The sequence below is a fragment of the Nocardia otitidiscaviarum genome (assembly GCF_007362295.1).
Lineage (GTDB): Bacteria > Actinomycetota > Actinomycetes > Mycobacteriales > Mycobacteriaceae > Nocardia > Nocardia otitidiscaviarum.
Map to the genome: position 1 here is coordinate 7,144,148 of NZ_CP041695.1, position 14,656 is coordinate 7,158,803.

Below are 14,656 nucleotides of genomic sequence, written 5' to 3' on the forward strand. Positions count from 1 at the left end.
ATGCGAGCGGTCGATGTCAGCGCACGCGGGTCTCGTCGTCGGACAGGCGCAGTTCCATGGTCACCGGAATCACGCCCACCTCCAGCGCCTCCCGCAGCCGGGCCACGGCCTCGCCGAGGATGCGCCGCCGCAACTCGGTGAGGTCGGCCTCCGGCGTGGCGGTGACCACCAGGTGCAGCTCCGGCGCCCGGCCCGGTCCGGACAGCCACGCGGCGGCCGAAGCCACGGTGTCGAAGGATTCGATATCGGCCGCCACCGCGCGCGCCGCCGTGGCCGAGGACAGCGTGGTCCGCCCGGCCGACTTCGCCTCCGCCAGTTGCCAGGTCACCGCTGACGGCAGGCGGAACAACTGCACGCTCAGCCAGCGCAGACACAGCAGCGCCAGCACCGCCGCACCCGCGATGACCGCGTAGAACACCCAGGTGGGCGGTTCGGCGGCGCCGGGGGTGAGCGGCTGCGAGCGATCCACCCAGCCCACCCAGCCGCGCTGGGCCGCGATCAGATAGCCGCCCGCGGCCAGTAGCAGCACGCCGACCAGGGCGATGAGCGATCGGTTGAGGCGAGCCGGGCGGTTGACGGTGATCATCGGGAACCTCCGGTCCGGGCGGGACGCAACCGGGCGCGCACCCGCGTGGGATGCCGCGGAGCAATGCGATCGAGCGTGTCGGCCAGGGCCGCGTGCACGGTATCGGGCAACTCGCTGATATCCACGCGATCCGAGGCCGCGGAGACCCGCACCCCCTTGCCGCGCACCCGAACCCGCGCCTTCTCGATCCCCTGCACCCCGGCGGCGGAACGGTGCAGCGCCGTGCGCAGGCTGCGGCGCTCGATGCCGGCGTCGCTGCCGTCCACGGTGCGCAGTGGCAGCACCACCGCGCGGCCGGGAATCGCGGCCAGGGCGATGAGCAGCAGCCCGATCACCGCGACCGTCGCACCCGCGGCGAGCACCACGACGTCACCCCACTCGGTGTCGTGCAGTCGGGTGGCGACGCTGTCGTAGGAGACGAACTCCCTACTGCCCGTGAGCCGCTGGACGAGCGACACGATGACGGCCACCGCCAGCGCCAGCAGCGCCAGCGCCACCACCACCGCCGTGCCCACCCGCCGCGGCCGCCGGATCACCGCACCCTCCGGCGCGCCGACTCGGTAGCGGGAGCGGCGGGTTCCAGCTCCATGGCGGAGATCTCGATATCCACGCCGGTGACCGTCAGACCCGCGAGTTCACCGACCCGCGCGATCAAGTGCGTGCGGCAGGACTCGGCGATCCGGGCCACCGGCAGCGGATACCGCACCGGCAGGCGCACCCGCAGGGCGGCGGCATCGGAGGTGACATCGGCGTCCACGCCGACCTGCGACCCCACCCCGTCCACCTCGGTGGCCGCATGCGCCGCCAGCCGGCGCACGGCCCGTTCGGAAACGGTGGTGGTGCCGGGCAGTTCGACCGTGACCGCGGCGGTCACCGCCGGCTCCGATCCTGTGCCGACCGGATCAGGCCGGCTAGATCGATCGCGCCGTCGAGCCAGCGGCCGACCAGCAGGCCCAGCCCGGCGAACACCAACACGATGGCGAACGCGCCGAATCCGCCGAAGGCCATGGCGAATCCGAGCGCGATACCGACGGCGAGACTGATCGTCGTGGCGTTCATGTGCGTCTCCTCAGCTGCGGGCGGATGGGATTACTGCACGCGATTGGATGCGGGTGCCTCGTCATCGTCGTCGCCGGGAATGTAGACGTCGTTGACGTTGATATTCACCTCGACGACCTCGAGGCCGGTCATCTGCTCGATGGCGGTGATGACATTGCGGCGCACCGCACGCGCCAGCTCCGCGATGGAAACGCCGTATTCGACCACCAGCTCCAGATCGACGGCGGCCTGCTTCTCACCGACCTCCACCGAAACACCCTGGCCCACACTGGCCGACGCGCCCGGAATGCGGTCCCGGATCGCGCCGAACGCGCGGGCCGCACCGCCGCCGAGGGCGTGGACGCCGCGCACCTCGCGGGCGGCGAGTCCGGCGATCTTCTGCACCACGATGTCGCCGATGGTGGTGGTGCCCTGATCGGTCACCAGCGCATCATCATTCGCCGCCTTGTTGCGCACGGCCGTGTCCTGGCCGTCGGCGGCGGTCTTGCCGGTCGACTTCTCGGTGCTGGTTCCGGTCATGTCTTCCTCCTGAATTTGGTTGTAGTGCAGCGGAACAACGTGTCCGTACTGGTTCGACACCGGGAGTGCGACAAGCTCACGCCCGCTGTCCGTGATCTAGGTAACTGTGTCGTCGCCGAAGGCCGCGGCGTCGAGTTCGGCGACCACCACGCGGATAGCCGCCTCGGCCCAGGCGGTGTCCCGCAACAGCGTCCGCACCGCGGTGGACAGTCGCTCCACCAGCGGGCGCAGCGGCAAAGCGGTTGCCGCCACCCGGATTTCGACGACCTCCTTCGTCAGATCGACCGCATACGCCCGGCCGCCGCGGGGCAGCCAGGTCACCGCGTCGAGACCGAACGGCGCGACGGGGCGCAACCCGTCCGTCGCCTCGATCGCCTCGACGATCGCTTCCAGCAATTCCGCCGCAGCGGTCACAGCGCCCCCGGTTCGATATCGAGAATGGTCACCGACACCTCGTCGACGGTGACTCCGGTCTGCTCCCGGACGGTGTCGATCACCGCCCGCTGTACCGCCGCACCCACGGTCGCGGCACGGCTTTCGGCTCCCAGGGACAGGTCCACCTGGACGGCGAGACCGCCGGTGGCCGTGCGCTGCACGCGCACCCCCTCCGAGGCCGCCGACTCCTGGCCGATCAGCAGCTGCTTGCCCAGGCGCGCCCAGCCCACCACCAGACCGCGCAGGCCGGGCTCGAGCCGTGCCACACCCGGCACCGACGCGGCGGCGCGCGCGGCCACCGCGGCCACCACCGCGTCCGAGACGACGAGTTCCGCGTCCACCGTCATCGGTCTCGTTCCTGGTAGACGTCGTCGACGGTGACATCCAGGCGGCCGAGCAGCAGGCCCGCGCGCGCCGAGACGGCGGCCGCCACCCGCTGGCGCACGAGCGGCACGATGCCCTCCAGGCTGCCGCCACGCATGCGCACCGCGATGGACAGCGTCACCCGCACGATATTCGCGCCGTCGGGTCCGGTGCCGACACTGCGCATCCGGCAGCGGCGCGCCCGCACCCCCGGAACGCTGTCGGCGGCGTAGCGGATCACCACGGCGACCGCCTGCTCGCTCACCTCCACCGTGCCCGGCAGTTCGGTGGGCAGCTCCAGCGTCTGCCCGCGCCGCACCTCGGCGCGCACCGCGAACATGATGCGGCCGAACAGGTCCGGCGGCGTCGGCTCCGGTTCGTCGATCAGCTCCTGGGTGGCCTCGCGCAGTGCCAGCAGACTCTCCCGCGCCGCCCGGCAGTCCGCGCAGCGCGCCTCGTGCGCGTCCGCGTTGCCCGACTGCACGGCGTCGAGCCGCCGCCACACCTGTTCCATGCCGCGCCCACAGGGCAGCAGATAGTCCTCGTCGGTATCGGTTACATCCGTCATCGCCATGCCTTCATCACCTCCGCCAATTGCACCCGGGCCCGGGCGATGCGCCCGCGTACCGCCGTGACGTTCGCACCGACGATGTCGCCGATCTCCTCGTACGAGCGGCCGTGCACCTCCCGCAGCAGCCAGCACGCCCGCTGCTCCGGGGTGAGTTGCTGCAGGGCTGCCGTCAGCGCCTCCAATTGGCTGTTCACCTGCACCGCGTGCTCGGGTCGGATGTCGTGACGCGGCGACACGGTGCTGTCCGGATCCACGTCCGCCGCGGGCTGGCGGGCCCGCAGCACATTCAGGCACCGGTTCGTGGTCGCCCGATACAGCCACCCCGCGAACGCGGCATCGTCGTGTAGCTGACCGATCCGTCGCCACGCCGTCAGGAAGACCTCCTGCACGACATCCTCGGCCTCGCTCCGGTCCGCCAGCATCTTCGCCGCCAACCGGAACATCGGCCCCTGATAGCGCAGGACTAGCTGTTCGTATGCACGAACATCGCCGTCCCGCGCCCGACTCACCAGGGTGGCATCGTCGAGTTCTGCCGCATGTGCCGCATCCGTCGGGGTCACCACGCCTCCTCACCGTTCACCAATCAGGACACGGCTATCTCGAAAACATCACGCTCCAGTATCCGTGACCGTTGTCTCATCGTTAGCCGAGTGACGTTCCCGTGCCTCCAGTGTCCTCATACCGGTGCCTGAATCCGGGCACAAACACTCGATACGGAGGTTTTCGATGTCTCTGAGTGACAAGATCAGCAACAAGGCCGAGGACCTCACCGGCAAGGCCAAGGAAGCCGCCGGTGACGTGACCGGTGACGACGAACTGCGCGGCGAGGGCAAGGCCGACCAGCTCTCCGCCGGGCTGAAGGACGCCGCCGAGGACATCAAGGACGCGGTCGGCGACGTCGTGGACAAGGTGAAGGGCGCGCTGGGGAAGTAATCAGCGACCCATGAACGGCACCGAGCCCCGCCCGTAACGGGCGGGGCTCGATGCCCTGTGGTTCTATGGGGACGGGGCTGCGGATCCCCGGGCCGGGGCTGCGGATGCCGGGGCCGGGGCGTGGACGCTACAGGCCCGCCACGCTCTCCCGGATGGCTCGCACCGCTGCGGTCGGCGCGTAGTCCGCGGGCACCCCCTCCACCATGATGATGTCCCCCTCGATATGCCGCGACCGCAGCGGCGCGATCTCCCGATACGCGGGCGAATCCCACCACGCCCGCGCCTCCTCGATGCCCGGGAACCCGATCATCACCACGTTCCCGGGCCAACTCCCCTCCTTCACCTCGTGCTCCTTCATGTGCACGAGGTAGCGCCCCCCGAACTCCGCGAAGGTCCCCGGCAGCCGCTCGATGTACTCGGCGATATCCGGATGCGGAGCGGCATCGCGCAGGTGGGCAATCACGTAGGCGGACATGGCATCCCTCCGGGTGTTCGGGTTCGTCCCACCGATCGTGCCCGGCGAAACGCTCGGAAGCGATTACCTGTCGGGTAATGGCCGGGCCTACGGACGTGCGGTGGCCGCCGGCTCGTGCGCGGTCCGCGCTTCCTCGTCGAAGCGGGCACGGGCGCGCTCCACATCGGGCAGCGTGACGGTCGCCCAGTGCAGCAGGGCATCGATGAGGCCCTGCAACGACTTTCCCAGCGGTGTGATGCGGTATTCGACCGCGACGGGCCGCGTGCCGATCACCACGCGCTCGACCATGCCGTTGCGCTCCAGGCGGCGCAGGGCGGTGGTGAGCGACTTCTGCGTCACCACCGGGATGGCGCGGCGAAGTTCGTTGAAGCGCAGCGACTTTCCACAGAGCGCATCCATGATCTGCAGCGACCACTTGTCCAGCATCTGATCGAGCAGCTCACGGTGCTGCGCGGTGAGCTGCGGGGCGTCGGTGTCGGCGGGGGAGGTTTCCGGCATGACACCTAGTCTCGTTGAAGTTCCCTCCGACTACCAGGTAGACATCGGATACCGACTCCGACAGTGAAGGGATCACCAGTGACAGTGCAGCTACTCACCCCGCCCGGCATGTTCACCCCCGTTCCGTACCACCATGTTTCGATCAGCACCGGCTCCCGCCACATCCACGTCGCCGGCCAGATCGCCCGCGACGCCGACGGCAATCCGGTAGCGCCCGGCGACCTGACCGGACAGCTCGTACAGGCCCTGCGCAACACCGCCCGCGGCCTGGCCGGAGCCGGAGCTACTTTCGCCGACGTGGTCCGCCTCCGCTTCTTCGTCACCGCATGGACCCCCGACAAATACGACGACTTCATCGCAGGCATCGAACGCGTCACCGACGAACTCGCCATCCCCCGCCCACTCCCGCCCGTCTCGGCCATCGGCGTCGACTACCTCTTCGAACCCGACGTCCTCGTCGAGGTCGAGGCATACGCCGTACTCGACTGAGCCGTCGCCGACCTCAGGATTGCGCCCGCTCGACCAGGGCGGCAATCCGGTCGGCGATCGCGGGGGCGCTGTCCTCGGGGAAGAAATGCCTGCCCGCCACCACGTCCGGCGCCGCCAGTCCGGCTGCTTCCGCCGCCTGCCGCCCATGCTTGGTCAAGGTCAGCGCCGGATCATCGCGAGCCCACACCACCTGCACCGGGTATTCGTGCGCACCGAGCACTCCTCGGTACAGTCGCTCCTTCTCCGGTGTCGTCTCGAACGACCGCATGATCCGCAGGAACGCCCGCCCACCGTCCCCGCGGGTCAGCAGCGCCCTATGCACGTCGATCTCCGCGCCGGTGACCGAGGTGTCGGCGGCGAGTCCGATGCGCCGCATGAGCGCACGGAAGACCGGCCCCCGCGCTCCCGCCAACCAGATCCGATTCACCCCGGGTACCTCGAAAGGCCGCATGGACCATGGCTTCCGAAACGACGACGCCGCCACCACGGTGTCCAATACGGTCAGCGAGGCGATACGCCCGGGATCGGCCGCGACCGCCTCGAACCCCACCGGCCCGCCGATGTCGTGCACCACCAGATGCACCCGATCCGACGCCATCCCCCGAATCAATTCCCCCACATGCCGCCCCAGCCCACTCCAGCTGTAGTCGAATCCCTCCGGCCGCTCCGACAACCCCAACCCCGGCAGATCCGGCGCGATCCCCCGCAACCCCCGCCCCGCCAACTCCCCCAGCACATTCCGCCACAGATAGCTCGACACCGGAACCCCGTGCAGCAGCAGCACACTCGGCCCCGCCCCCACGTCCCGCACAAAAGTCCGCACCCCGCCGACCTCGACATACCGCCCAGCCGCCGCATGCGCATCCAACAACCGCGCCACCCTGGCATCCATACCGACCATGCTGGTCGATTGCACCCCCGATTACCAAGGCTTCTCGCGCATCCGATCACCCTCCGCCGCGCGAACGGGCGCGACCGGTCCCCCGCGACCGGCCGCGCATCGCACCTAGCCGGACAGGCTGCTGAGCATGCAGGAGAACTGCGCCAGCGGGTGGATGACGGTCTGGCAGTTGTCGGCGATCTGCTCGGTCACCGCCGGGGCATGTGGTTCGAGCGAGAGCGGGGCAGCGGCAGCGGCACCCGCACCGGCCAGGGTCGCGGCGCCGACAACAGCACCAACGAGGACTCCGCGCAGTACGCGCATCTGAAACTCCTTGCGTATCAGGAAACGGCGGCCGGAAAACGCCCGGACGCGCCGCCCAACTTACCCGATTCTGTTGTGTCCGAGCGACTTCGGCGAGTGCTCGGCACAATGAACCGACTTTCATCCCTCGTTGTGTCGAGACCCTTCAATTCCTACGACACTCCTGACTCATCGTTGAGACCGGCGAACCGGGTTCTGGGCTTCTTCTAGGATTCGAAGGGGCATCGTGTGGTGTAGTGGCCGATCCTACGATTGACGGACCATCGACGTTGTTGTCTCGGCCCGTGTATGAGAAGGGTGCGAGTCCGATCCGAGCTGGAGTGCGATGGCCGCGATAAGCAGCGCTGCGCCCCCGATGGTGTAGAAGAGGCGGAGCTTCCCGGTCGAATGCACTTCCTTCTTCCATGCGAAGAAAAACCGAACCTCCTGAGGGCTACTCTTCCCGATCTGTCCGGTCAGACCCGCTTGTGGAAGATGGATTCTGAGCTGCTGCTCAAGATCGAGGCCATGTTGTACGGCGCCAGTCAACAGGCGGTGATACCAGACTTTGTCGACGAAATAGAAGGACATCCATAAAACGAATCCCAGGAACAGTACAATGGAAGACAGTTGAATCGAGTGGCCAAAGACCTTCACCACGGTGCTGTCCTTCGCGGCAACTGCGGCGGCGCCGAAGGCAAACGTTAGAACAGTCATGGCGAGTCCGCGTATGCGCCATTCAATATCGTTGAAATGCTGCTGCACTTCAATTGTCTTCTTCCACATCTCAAGATAGTGGGGAATATCTTCCTTCTCCAACTAGGCCTCCTTAAAATCGAAATATAGCAGAAGCTCTGAGAACCCTTCTGCAAGTGTGTAACTTGGGTGAACTTCATGACCTGCAGATATTGATTGTTCCCGCTCTATGTCGTCGTCAGTCCAATGGGATACTCGACGCAGGAGTTCGTAATCTGTCCGATGCTGCGCGACGCCGTACTGTGCAAAAACGTCGAGTGCCCCTATTTGCTGTGCCATCGCGACATCCTTCATGAGGCTGTCTCCGACATACGCGACCTGATCGGGCTGCAGTTGTTGGTCTGCGATTATCTTTTTCAAGATTCTGGTATCCGGTTTGAGTAGCCCCTTTGGGGTATGGCGGTGATCGGTCACTTTAAGCCCGTAGTCTTCTGCGGGGAGTTTTCTCAGATCACCGACCGTAAGGCCCAATGGCAAGTCGTGGTCGGGAGCGGTGTATAACGTCGATATGAGTCCATCTAGTCCGGTCTTCTTGATCCGCCACTCCGACCAGTAGGCGACAGCTTCCGTATAGGCAACAACTGGCACGTTGCGTCGCCGAATTTCCTCGATGGTTTCCTTGACGCCGGGGTACAGGCGTGTGGTTCGCAGTCGCTCAGAGTTGAGCACATGGATAGCTGAGTCGTAGACCTCTAACAGATTCTCGTTCGGGTGCAGCTCCTGAAGAGACGGGAGCTCGGTGAGTAGTGCAGAGTACTCGGTCGTGCCCCGTCGGCGGTGCACAGTCCTGATTTCGTCCTCAAGACGATTCTGGGGTACCCCGCTCATGGCTGAAAGATTGCTTAACATGGCCGAGAATGAGGCATGCCAGGCTCCGAACCAGTCCCACAAGGTGTTGTCGAGATCTGTAACCAGGAGTGCGACTTGTGGCCGGTCGCCCTTCATCATTGCCATGGCTACTGACCGTAGTCGACAGCTGTGACATTGAGTGTCTTACGGAAGGCACGAGTTCCGTTTCCAGTAGGTTTGTAACCCTTCGACAAGGGCGGCGGTCGCATGCGCGTAGGGCCGACGGCCTGATCCAGGTTGTCGCCCGTCAATTGACTTGTGGCCGCCTTGCGGATGGCCTAGCAGGCGTCCTGTCCCGTCGACATGAAGTTGACCGTGCGCCTAAAGCGCTGCGTAAGCTCCTACAACAACGCGTTAGCCACGTGCCATATCCACGAACCGGCTCAAATGCAGCTGGTGCGCGACGGTGATCGTCGCGGTGGGTCCGTTTCGGTGCTTGCCGAGGATGAGGTCGGCCTCACCGCCGCGCGGATCATCGCGTTCGAAGGCGTCGGGGCGGTGCAGCAGGATGACCATGTCGGCGTCCTGTTCGAGGCTGTTGTGGACGGCGATCCCCTGTGCCACGAAGTTGTGTGTGCCGGGAACGGTGCCGTCGTAGACGTCCTGCTCGCCGAGGTTGGTGATCTCGACGATGCGATCCCAGAAGACGTCGTTCGTCGCGAACATCTCGATATCGGCGTCGTCGAGGACGGCGGCGACGCGGGCGAGGCGAGAGCGACTTGGGGCGTGCTTCCAGAGGGCGGAACCGCAGTAGCGGGAGCCCAGGGCGGCCTGGAATTCGCGGTGGGAAATCTCCTTGGTGGCAAGGAGAGTCCGAACCTTGGTCCACACCTCCTTGGGCACGGTGTCCACGTTGGTGTTTCGAGTCATCGGCTCGAGCTCGCGCAGCGCCGCCTGAGCGGCTGTTCCCCGGGCACCATGGACGCCAACGTTCTCCAGGAAGATCGTCTGGTTGTCCGCACCGTCGATGGTGAGGTGCCAGCCATCACGGTAGCCCGGTTTGGGGACCTGCCTGATGCGTCCGTGGACGCCGACGCGGAGCAGCAGCTGTGCGAGGTCGTCGATGAGCCGACGGCTGGTGCTGGCGTAGTAGATGCGGGCTTGGCGGCCTTTCACGTCCCATCGCACCGAGCCATCGGTTGCCCACAGATGTCGGATGAACAGTGCGACCTGATCGTTCGGCAGTGCGAAAACGCGCTGGGGGATGAACTTTTCATGGCTGCGAAGGCCAAAGAGACCCAATTCGTCCAGCCATGCGGCGATCGGGTTGCGCTTACCGTGGGTGAGGTGGAACGGCGCGGGCAGGCGCAGCGTGGTCACCCGCGCGGCGGCGTACTCATCCCGGACGGGTGTGATGCCGAAGTGGCTCGCGGCGGTGCTCACCGCGGCGAGGTTCTCCTCATCGATGCTGGCGTATCGGATCGGCTGCCCCTTCACACAGGAGCCGTCACCGATCATGTGCGCGAGCATGACCACTTCCGCGTCCGCCATGCGCTCGATGTGCACCGGTTCGGGAACGACACGTGGGGTCGCAAGGCGGTCACCGACAGCGAGCTTTTGCAGGGGGATCCACCCGTCCACGGTCAGGAACGGGTGATTGCTGGTCGCCTCGACCTCGCGGCCGGAGGCCAGGCGCAGGCGAAAGACTTCTTTCCGGCCGCTGGGGAACACCTTCACCATCGGCCGCGCGACCATGCGCATGCGCTCGTCGAGCGACCACACCAGTGGCTGTTCGCCGCTGATCAGCAGTTCACCCAGCGTGACTTCATTTCCGGTGTCTGCTCGCAGGATTCGCGTCGACGCCGGGAGACAGCCGGACTCACGAAGGTCGGACACCATCGGCCGCTTATCCGTTCGCTGTTCCGGACCACGGTTCAGCTGTGAGATCGCGACCACCGGAACCTCGAGTTCCTTCGCCAGCAGCTTGAGGCTTCGGGAGAATTCCGAGACTTCCTGCTGCCGGGATTCGACCTTCTTGCCGGAGGTCATCAGCTGGAGGTAGTCCACCACCACCAGGCGTAGGTCGTGGCGCTGCTTCAAACGACGCGCCTTCGCGCGGATCTCCATCATGGTGAGGTTGGGCGAATCATCCACGAACAGCGGCGATTCGGAAATCTCACTCATCCGCCGCGCCAGCTTCGCCCAGTCGTCATCACTCATCCGCCCCGACCGCATATCGCCCAGCTTGATCTTCGCCTCGGCGGACAGCAGACGCATGACGATTTCGGTCCGGCTCATTTCGAGCGAGAAGATGACACTCGCCAAACCGTGCCGAATCGAGCAGCTCCGCATGAAATCCATGCCGAGTGTCGAATTGTGTGTCGGGACCATGGTGGGTCCGGCGAGGTACAGGTGGTGCCGATTGGCTACCTCTACACAGCGGACGGGGACGCTGTCGATCTTCCGAACGTCGACGATCCGGCGCTGATCGGAGCGCGCGGTCTCGGGCACCCGATGGTTGAGGTCCCCGTTCGCCGTGCGAACGCTGTGCGCGATCTCGCCGGTGGTGCGGATGGCCGGGTGCGGGCCGTGCATGGCCGACTCGGTGAGCCACAGGTGCTCTTCGTCGGCGACGATGACCGAGCCGTCGGAGAACTCCACCTCGTAGCAAGGCCGACCGGTCATGACCTCGGTGGCGGCCAGCACCCGCGTCGGGGTGCTGTCGGCATCGAGCAGGTCGTCCCCGACCCGGACCTCACCCATCGTGGTCCACCCGGTCGGCGTCGGCAGCGGCGTATCGAGGGCGAGCGCCTTGCCCACGCCGGGGCGTGCCGCCACGATGATCATCTGCCCTGGATGCAATCCGTTGGTCACTTCGTCGAGTTCGGTGAAGCCGGTGGGGACGCCGAGGGAGATGCCGCCGCGGGAGGCGATGGAGTCGAGTTCGTCCATGGTGGGCTGGAGGATTTCCTCCAGGGGGGCGAAGTCCTCGGTGGAGCGGCGTTCGGTGACCTCGTAGATTTCGGCCTGGGCGCGGTCCACGACCTCGGCCACGTCTTGGCCGTCGGCGCCCGCGTAGCCGTATTGGACGATGCGGGTGCCGGCTTCGACCAGACGGCGGAGGATGGCCTTCTCGGCGACGATCTCGGCGTAGTAGCCGGCGTTGGCGGCGGTGGGGACGGTTTGGGTCAGGGTGACCAGGTACGGGGGGCCGCCGATGCGTTTGAGTTCGCCGCGGCGGTCCAGGGCGGCGGAGACGGTGACGGGGTCGGCGGGTTCGCCGCGGCCGTAGAGGTCCAGGATGGCGTCGTAGACGGCCTGGTGGGCGGGGCGGTAGAAGTCGCCGGGACGGATCACCTCGACCACGTCGGCGATGGCGTCCTTGGACAGCAGCATGCCGCCGAGGACGGACTGCTCCGCGGCCATGTCGTGCGGCGGCTGGCGGCCGAAATCCTCACCGGGCGGCTCGTAGGACGGGCCCTGCTCCTCGTGGCCGCGGTCGTCGACGACTGCCATCAGACTCGACCGTCCTCTCTCATCTCCAACCACCTTCGATGACTCGTTGTACGCCTGCGCACCGACATGTTTCGGGACGCTTCGCGGCGTTGCGAGTGCGCGTCGGCAAACTCGTGGTGCCGAGCGCTGGATACGTGAGAACACGTCGTCACCGGCCTGCGGTCACGACACCGAAGCGAACGTAGGCGAGTGCCGGGGCACCCGACAAACCGAGCTGTGCACAGATCTGGGGATAACGTGGGCATTGTTCACCAGCTGTTGTGCACCCCCTGTGGATCACCTGGGGAGAAACCGGGGCCGAATAGATCAATCCGCAGGCAGTGGTGCAATTCGCACTGTGCGCAACTGTGGATCAATTCGGTACGGCGTGTCGCTGGACATGAACATTCGGGCGTGTTGGGTGAACGGCATCCCCCCGAAATGTGTCCTGCGACACAACGAGAGGGGTTGGTTTCGATCGGTAATCCCCAGGGCGACAACCGTTGTGGATCGGCAAACGGGACACCGACCCGATGAACACCGTTAACACCCGAAAGCCATCCGCGGGCAAACGAATCGGAGGCCACCCTCGCGGTGAAGATGGCCTCCGATCCCGGGCTCAGTCCCCGGATGTCACTCCGCGGCGTTGACCTGGAGGTCGAACTTGGCGACCACGGACGGGTGCAGGTGCACCACGACGCCGTGCTTGCCGGTGTTCTTGATGTGCGCCTTCGGCAGCTCGATGCTGCGCTTGTCCACGACCGGGCCACCGGCGGCCTTGATGGCGGCGGCGACATCGGCGGTGGTGACCGAGCCGAACAGCTTGCCGGTGCCCGCGGTCTTGACCGACAGGGAGACCGACTCCAGGCCCTCGATGGCCTGCTTCAGCTCGTTGGCGTGGTCGAGGTCGCGCACCTTGCGGGCGTCCTGCGCCCGGCGGATGCCCGCGACCTGCTTCTCGGCACCACGGGTGGCGACGATCGCCAGACCGCGCGGCAGCAGGTAGTTGCGGCCGTAGCCGTCCTTGACCTCCACGGTGTCGCCGGGCGCACCGAGGTTGTCCACATCAGCAGTAAGAATCAACTTCATTGCTGTGCCTTCCCTTCTCAGCGAGCCGTGGACACGTAAGGCAGCAGGGCCACCTCACGCGAGTTCTTGACGGCGACAGCGATATCGCGCTGATGCTGCACGCAGTTGCCGGTCACCCGACGCGCGCGGATCTTGCCGCGGTCGGAGACGTACTTGCGGAGCATCGTCGTGTCCTTGTAATCGATCTTGACGATGCCGGACTTGCTCTCCTTGCAGAAGGAGCAAGCCTTCTTCTTCAGCACCTTTTCACGCGCCGGTGCTTTGGCCATGGTCATCTACTCCGTAATTTCGGGAGCCTCACCTCTCGGAGGCTCCGATGCCGTTGTCTAGAACGGCGGTTCATCGTCCATATGCCCGCCCCCGAAGGAGCCGGCCGCGGGCGCGCTACCCCAAGGGTCGTCGCCGCCGGAGCCGCCAGCGTTCTGCTGCTGGCCACCCCGACCACCGCCACCACCGGAGTTGTTGAAGTTGCCGCCACCGCCGGAGCCGCCGAAGCCGCCCCCACCGCCACCGCCACGGGTGGTCTTGTTGATCTTCGCGGTGGCATACCGCAGCGAGGGACCGACCTCGTCGACCTCGAGTTCGACGACCGTGCGCTTCTCACCCTCACGGGTTTCGTAGGAGCGCTGCTTGAGTCGTCCGCTCACGATCACTCGCGAGCCCCGGGTCAGACTCTCGGCGACATTCTCCGCAGCTTCACGCCAGATGTTGCAGCGCAGGAAAAGCGCTTCGCCGTCTTTCCATTCATTGGTATTACGGTCGAAGATGCGGGGCGTCGACGCGACGGTGAAGTTCGCGACGGCCGCGCCCGCGGGCGTGAATCGAAGTTCGGGGTCAGCCGTCAGGTTTCCGATGACGGTGATGACCGTGTCGCCTTGGGCCATTATTCCTCCTGCTCTCCGGTGCAGTCCGCAGTGCACTCGCTGTTGCGCTCAGCCTAGAGGCGGGCACAGACAGTTACGAGCACACGTGCTGGAGGACTGGACTTACTTCTTGTCGAGGCGCAGCACCTTGGTGCGCAGCACCGATTCGTTCAGACCCAGCTGGCGGTCGAGCTCGCTCACGGTGTCCGAGTTGGCGGTCAGGTTGACCACCGCGTAGATACCTTCGCTCTGCTTCGCGATCTCGTAAGCCAGGCGGCGGCGACCCCAGATGTCGACGTTGTCGACCTTGCCGCCCTCGGCCGTCACAACATTGAGCATGTTGTTCAGGTTCGGGCCGACGGTGCGCTCGTCCAGGCTCGGATCGAGAATAACCATCACTTCATAATGACGCACGGACCTCATCACCTCCTGTGGACTAGGAACGGCCCACGGACGGTCCGTGGGCAGGAGGGTTCGTTGCGTCAGCAACCCGACAAGGGTACATGGGTCCGGCGCGGGCGCCGTGCGGGGGGCGGCTTCGGAGAAAGTTCCG

General features: G+C 66.1%; 22 protein-coding genes. 2 read left to right on the plus strand and 20 right to left on the minus strand.

Annotation, left to right across the window (positions count from 1 at the left end):
• Positions 1-16 precede the first annotated feature (16 nt).
• The 9 genes from FOH10_RS32130 to FOH10_RS32170 all read right to left on the minus strand — a co-directional run bounded on the left by FOH10_RS32130 (position 17) and on the right by FOH10_RS32170 (position 4,093).
• Positions 17-586, minus strand: a complete 570-nt coding sequence (locus FOH10_RS32130; protein ID WP_143983458.1) for an Asp23/Gls24 family envelope stress response protein — start codon at positions 584-586, stop codon at positions 17-19.
• Entirely contained in the window at positions 583-1,122 is a 540-nt protein-coding gene (locus FOH10_RS32135) for a DUF6286 domain-containing protein (RefSeq protein WP_143983459.1), read from the minus strand. Before FOH10_RS32135 ends, FOH10_RS32130 begins: the two co-directional genes overlap by 4 nt.
• Positions 1,119-1,460 carry an Asp23/Gls24 family envelope stress response protein gene (locus FOH10_RS32140; protein WP_143983460.1) on the minus strand — a complete coding sequence of 114 codons (342 nt, stop codon included), beginning with the start codon at positions 1,458-1,460 and terminating at the stop codon, positions 1,119-1,121. Before FOH10_RS32140 ends, FOH10_RS32135 begins: the two co-directional genes overlap by 4 nt.
• Positions 1,457-1,645, minus strand: a complete 189-nt coding sequence (locus FOH10_RS32145) for a hypothetical protein (RefSeq protein ID WP_029930217.1) — start codon at positions 1,643-1,645, stop codon at positions 1,457-1,459. The genes FOH10_RS32140 and FOH10_RS32145 overlap by 4 nt, the downstream gene beginning before the upstream one ends.
• Before the next feature lie 30 nt (positions 1,646-1,675).
• Positions 1,676-2,164, minus strand: a complete 489-nt coding sequence (locus tag FOH10_RS32150) for an Asp23/Gls24 family envelope stress response protein (RefSeq protein WP_143983461.1) — start codon at positions 2,162-2,164, stop codon at positions 1,676-1,678.
• 96 nt (positions 2,165-2,260) lie between these two features.
• Complete coding sequence (locus FOH10_RS32155) at positions 2,261-2,578, minus strand: hypothetical protein (RefSeq protein ID WP_143983462.1); 318 nt, start codon at positions 2,576-2,578, stop codon at positions 2,261-2,263.
• Entirely contained in the window at positions 2,575-2,946 is a 372-nt protein-coding gene (locus FOH10_RS32160; RefSeq protein ID WP_143983463.1) for an Asp23/Gls24 family envelope stress response protein, read from the minus strand. The genes FOH10_RS32155 and FOH10_RS32160 overlap by 4 nt, the downstream gene beginning before the upstream one ends.
• Positions 2,943-3,536: an Asp23/Gls24 family envelope stress response protein gene (locus FOH10_RS32165; RefSeq protein WP_143983464.1), complete on the minus strand. Its 594-nt coding sequence runs from the start codon at positions 3,534-3,536 to the stop codon at positions 2,943-2,945. Before FOH10_RS32165 ends, FOH10_RS32160 begins: the two co-directional genes overlap by 4 nt.
• Positions 3,527-4,093, minus strand: a complete 567-nt coding sequence (locus FOH10_RS32170; protein ID WP_039818228.1) for an RNA polymerase sigma factor — start codon at positions 4,091-4,093, stop codon at positions 3,527-3,529. Before FOH10_RS32170 ends, FOH10_RS32165 begins: the two co-directional genes overlap by 10 nt.
• Positions 4,094-4,259: 166 nt before the next feature.
• Between FOH10_RS32170 and FOH10_RS32175 the strand changes: the two genes are divergently transcribed.
• Entirely contained in the window at positions 4,260-4,466 is a 207-nt protein-coding gene (locus tag FOH10_RS32175) for a CsbD family protein (RefSeq protein WP_029930211.1), read from the plus strand.
• A 127-nt stretch (positions 4,467-4,593) separates the two neighbouring features.
• Here FOH10_RS32175 and FOH10_RS32180 read toward each other — a convergent pair whose 3' ends face one another.
• The gene (locus tag FOH10_RS32180) at positions 4,594-4,941 is read right to left on the minus strand and encodes a DUF1330 domain-containing protein (protein WP_143983465.1); all 348 of its coding nucleotides are present in this window, start codon (positions 4,939-4,941) and stop codon (positions 4,594-4,596) included.
• An 87-nt stretch (positions 4,942-5,028) separates the two neighbouring features.
• On the minus strand, positions 5,029-5,439 hold the full coding sequence (locus tag FOH10_RS32185) for a winged helix-turn-helix transcriptional regulator (protein ID WP_143983466.1): 411 nt from the start codon (positions 5,437-5,439) through the stop codon (positions 5,029-5,031).
• 78 nt (positions 5,440-5,517) lie between these two features.
• Here FOH10_RS32185 and FOH10_RS32190 point away from each other — a divergent pair, with 78 nt between their 5' ends.
• Entirely contained in the window at positions 5,518-5,928 is a 411-nt protein-coding gene (locus FOH10_RS32190) for a RidA family protein (protein WP_143983467.1), read from the plus strand.
• A 13-nt stretch (positions 5,929-5,941) separates the two neighbouring features.
• Here the strand turns inward: FOH10_RS32190 and FOH10_RS32195 are convergent, their stop codons facing one another.
• The 9 genes from FOH10_RS32195 to rpsF all read right to left on the minus strand — a co-directional run bounded on the left by FOH10_RS32195 (position 5,942) and on the right by rpsF (position 14,517).
• Positions 5,942-6,820 carry an alpha/beta fold hydrolase gene (locus FOH10_RS32195; protein ID WP_143983468.1) on the minus strand — a complete coding sequence of 293 codons (879 nt, stop codon included), beginning with the start codon at positions 6,818-6,820 and terminating at the stop codon, positions 5,942-5,944.
• Between the two features lie 114 nt (positions 6,821-6,934).
• On the minus strand, positions 6,935-7,132 hold the full coding sequence (locus FOH10_RS32200; RefSeq protein WP_143983469.1) for a hypothetical protein: 198 nt from the start codon (positions 7,130-7,132) through the stop codon (positions 6,935-6,937).
• A gap of 246 nt (positions 7,133-7,378) precedes the next feature.
• Positions 7,379-7,930 carry a hypothetical protein gene (locus FOH10_RS32205; protein ID WP_221937900.1) on the minus strand — a complete coding sequence of 184 codons (552 nt, stop codon included), beginning with the start codon at positions 7,928-7,930 and terminating at the stop codon, positions 7,379-7,381.
• The gene (locus FOH10_RS32210; RefSeq protein ID WP_221937901.1) at positions 7,931-8,821 is read right to left on the minus strand and encodes an HAD family hydrolase; all 891 of its coding nucleotides are present in this window, start codon (positions 8,819-8,821) and stop codon (positions 7,931-7,933) included.
• A 249-nt stretch (positions 8,822-9,070) separates the two neighbouring features.
• On the minus strand, positions 9,071-12,172 hold the full coding sequence (locus FOH10_RS32215; RefSeq protein ID WP_143983470.1) for a replicative DNA helicase: 3,102 nt from the start codon (positions 12,170-12,172) through the stop codon (positions 9,071-9,073).
• A gap of 612 nt (positions 12,173-12,784) precedes the next feature.
• Positions 12,785-13,240: a 50S ribosomal protein L9 gene (gene rplI, locus FOH10_RS32220; RefSeq protein WP_029930204.1), complete on the minus strand. Its 456-nt coding sequence runs from the start codon at positions 13,238-13,240 to the stop codon at positions 12,785-12,787.
• 17 nt (positions 13,241-13,257) lie between these two features.
• The gene (gene rpsR, locus FOH10_RS32225; protein ID WP_029930203.1) at positions 13,258-13,509 is read right to left on the minus strand and encodes a 30S ribosomal protein S18; all 252 of its coding nucleotides are present in this window, start codon (positions 13,507-13,509) and stop codon (positions 13,258-13,260) included.
• Between the two features lie 57 nt (positions 13,510-13,566).
• Positions 13,567-14,124, minus strand: coding sequence for a single-stranded DNA-binding protein (locus tag FOH10_RS32230; RefSeq protein WP_039818205.1), 558 nt, complete (start codon positions 14,122-14,124; stop codon positions 13,567-13,569).
• Between the two features lie 102 nt (positions 14,125-14,226).
• Positions 14,227-14,517 carry a 30S ribosomal protein S6 gene (gene rpsF, locus FOH10_RS32235; protein WP_081592823.1) on the minus strand — a complete coding sequence of 97 codons (291 nt, stop codon included), beginning with the start codon at positions 14,515-14,517 and terminating at the stop codon, positions 14,227-14,229.
• Between the last annotated feature and the right edge of the window lie 139 nt (positions 14,518-14,656).

Bases quoted from the DNA above. Each gene is read 5' to 3' on its own strand.
- FOH10_RS32185 (WP_143983466.1), bottom strand. From the start codon at position 5,439: ATGCCGGAAACCTCCCCCGCCGACACCGACGCCCCGCAGCTCACCGCG.
- FOH10_RS32180 (WP_143983465.1), bottom strand. From the start codon at position 4,941: ATGTCCGCCTACGTGATTGCCCACCTGCGCGATGCCGCTCCGCATCCG.
- FOH10_RS32210 (WP_221937901.1), bottom strand. From the start codon at position 8,821: ATGGCAATGATGAAGGGCGACCGGCCACAAGTCGCACTCCTGGTTACA.
- FOH10_RS32145 (WP_029930217.1), bottom strand. From the start codon at position 1,645: ATGAACGCCACGACGATCAGTCTCGCCGTCGGTATCGCGCTCGGATTC.
- FOH10_RS32130 (WP_143983458.1), bottom strand. From the start codon at position 586: ATGATCACCGTCAACCGCCCGGCTCGCCTCAACCGATCGCTCATCGCC.
- FOH10_RS32165 (WP_143983464.1), bottom strand. From the start codon at position 3,536: ATGGCGATGACGGATGTAACCGATACCGACGAGGACTATCTGCTGCCC.
- FOH10_RS32195 (WP_143983468.1), bottom strand. From the start codon at position 6,820: ATGGATGCCAGGGTGGCGCGGTTGTTGGATGCGCATGCGGCGGCTGGG.
- FOH10_RS32200 (WP_143983469.1), bottom strand. From the start codon at position 7,132: ATGCGCGTACTGCGCGGAGTCCTCGTTGGTGCTGTTGTCGGCGCCGCG.
- FOH10_RS32230 (WP_039818205.1), bottom strand. From the start codon at position 14,124: ATGGCCCAAGGCGACACGGTCATCACCGTCATCGGAAACCTGACGGCT.
- FOH10_RS32160 (WP_143983463.1), bottom strand. From the start codon at position 2,946: ATGACGGTGGACGCGGAACTCGTCGTCTCGGACGCGGTGGTGGCCGCG.
- rplI (WP_029930204.1), bottom strand. From the start codon at position 13,240: ATGAAGTTGATTCTTACTGCTGATGTGGACAACCTCGGTGCGCCCGGC.
- rpsR (WP_029930203.1), bottom strand. From the start codon at position 13,509: ATGGCCAAAGCACCGGCGCGTGAAAAGGTGCTGAAGAAGAAGGCTTGC.
- FOH10_RS32215 (WP_143983470.1), bottom strand. From the start codon at position 12,172: ATGGCAGTCGTCGACGACCGCGGCCACGAGGAGCAGGGCCCGTCCTAC.
- FOH10_RS32150 (WP_143983461.1), bottom strand. From the start codon at position 2,164: ATGACCGGAACCAGCACCGAGAAGTCGACCGGCAAGACCGCCGCCGAC.
- FOH10_RS32175 (WP_029930211.1), top strand. From the start codon at position 4,260: ATGTCTCTGAGTGACAAGATCAGCAACAAGGCCGAGGACCTCACCGGC.